We start from the raw sequence: 1,555 nt of genomic DNA, 5'->3' as shown, positions 1-1,555 counted from the left end.
CCTCTCGGCCGGCAGCTGGGACGTGCTGGTCCAGGCCGGGCCGCTGGCGGATTCGGCGCTGACCCTGCGGCGGCTGGCGCCGAACCGGCGCCTGCTGTGCGCCGCGCCGTCCTATCTGGCGCGGCGCGGCATGCCCGGCCGGCCGGAGGATCTGCAGGCCCATGACTGCGCCGTGATCCGCGAGGACCGGGCCGACGTCACGCTCTGGGGCTTCACCCATGCGGATGGGCGGCGGGCCACGGTCCGCATCCATCCGGCAATGAACAGCAATGACGGCGGCGTGGTGCGGCACTGGGGCCTCGCCGGGCTGGGCATCATCCAGCGCTCGGAATGGGACGTCGCGGCGGATCTGCGGGCCGGCCGCCTGGTGCCGCTGCTGCCGGGCTGGCGGCTGCCGGATGCCGACGTGGTGGCGCTGCTCGGCTCGCGCAGCGGGCGCGTCGCGCGGACGGAGCGGTTCCTCGACATCCTGGAGGGGAGCCTGCGGCCGGTCCCGTGGCGAAGCTGCGCCGCTGGGCTGGGATAGCCCCCGCACTGCCTGGCTTGGAGACATTCCCGTGAAACGGCTTTCGACAGCGGGCCTGCTGCTGCTCCTGACCGGCGCGGCACATGCGCAGTATGACGCCGGCGCCACGGTGGGCCTTGGCCAGGGCATGCTGCTCAACAACTCGACCATCGGCTCCGATGTGATGGGCGACGTGATCCTGCGGCAAGGGCGCCGCACCGCCGGACCCGGTGCCGGCGGTTCGCGCGGCCGCAGCGCGGTGAGCGAGGCCAGCCTCGCGGCCCTGCAGTTCCATCCCTCTGCCGAAGTGAGCCGGTCCGTGCTGGACCGGATCGCCAGACAGTTCGGCGGCCGCCAGCCGGATGCCTACCGGCAGGCGCTGGTCCGCGACGGCGTGCTGGCCAGATTCGACGGCCTGTTGCGGCAGCTCGGCTATGACAGCCACGACGTGGCCGACGCCTATACCGCCTATCTGGTGCTGTCGTGGGAGGTCGTGAACAACGGCGACGCCATGCAATACCGTTCCGGCATCGATGCCTTGCGGCGCAGCATGAGGCAGGCGCTGGCCCGCACTCCGCGCTTCACCTCGATGACGGATGCGCAGAAGCAGGAGATGGCCGAGACCTTCGGCTATCTGGCGATGATCGCCGTGGCCACGCGCGACGATCTGCGGCGCAAGGGCGACGAGGCGGGACTCTCCAGGCTGCGGGACGGGGTGACCGGCATGGCGCAGAGAATGGGCGTGAATCTGCGTGCCATCAAGATGACGCCGCAGGGCTTCGTGGCGCTCTGACGGCGGGTGCGCCATCGGCCGCTCCGGGGACGACCCCCGGCCAACTGTGGATCGGCGTCAGGCCGTAACCCTTCAGCATCGTGCGATATCTGGCACTTGCCGTGCCGACCGGCATCGAGACCCTGGCCGATTTGCCATTCGAGTCATCTCCGATGTCAGGGCGCCGACGCAACGGCCATTGCCTTAACTTGCGTTTCTGTTCATGATACGTTCCATGAAGGATGTGCCCGCCGAACTCGATGTCCAGGCCTATGGCC

2 protein-coding genes are annotated in these 1,555 nt (G+C 70.0%); both read left to right on the top strand.

The features are described 5' to 3' along the window. A partial coding sequence (locus P409_RS33950) for a LysR substrate-binding domain-containing protein (RefSeq protein WP_034849131.1) occupies positions 1–526 on the top strand: 526 nt, incomplete at its 5' end. A gap of 31 nt (positions 527–557) precedes the next feature. Beyond that, the gene (locus P409_RS33945) at positions 558–1,298 is read left to right on the top strand and encodes a DUF6683 family protein (protein ID WP_052121701.1); all 741 of its coding nucleotides are present in this window, start codon (positions 558–560) and stop codon (positions 1,296–1,298) included. The last annotated feature ends 257 nt before the right edge of the window (positions 1,299–1,555 follow it).

Origin of the sequence: Inquilinus limosus MP06, from assembly GCF_000767795.1 — a bacterium.
Lineage (GTDB): Bacteria > Pseudomonadota > Alphaproteobacteria > DSM-16000 > Inquilinaceae > Inquilinus > Inquilinus limosus_E.
Note: the sequence above shows the minus strand (reverse complement) of the source record. Positions and strands in the feature narration are given on the sequence as shown.